Origin of the sequence: Stenotrophomonas sp. TWI819 (assembly GCF_039673075.1) — a bacterium.
In the GTDB taxonomy this organism is placed as follows: Bacteria; Pseudomonadota; Gammaproteobacteria; order Xanthomonadales; family Xanthomonadaceae; genus Stenotrophomonas; species Stenotrophomonas rhizophila_B.
On sequence record NZ_JBDJKY010000033.1, the window covers coordinates 1 to 303 of the forward strand.

A 303-nucleotide genomic window follows, 5' to 3' on the forward strand; every position below is an offset into this window, starting at 1 on the left:
TGACCTACTCTCGCATGGCTTAGGCCACACTACCATCGGCGCAGCTGCGTTTCACTTCCGAGTTCGGGATGGGATCGGGTGGTTCCACAGCGCTAATTTCACCAGGGAGACGGTTGGAGCAGCGCATTGCGCCAGCTCAGCAGAGGTCTCTTCCGAGAAACAAGTACCTGTAAAAACCAGGTGCCTGCAAAAAAAGAAAACCCCGCTGCGTGAGCAGCGGGGTTTTCGGGTAAAAACCCTGGCGATGACCTACTCTCGCATGGCTTAGGCCACACTACCATCGGCGCAGCTGCGTTTCACTTC

The 303-nt window shown here is 56.1% G+C and carries 1 rRNA gene; it reads right to left on the reverse strand.

Annotated elements, in window-relative coordinates:
• Nucleotides 1–106: ribosomal RNA gene (gene rrf / locus ABE463_RS18640) — 5S ribosomal RNA — on the reverse strand; the annotation flags it as partial.
• Nucleotides 107–303 lie beyond the last annotated feature (197 nt).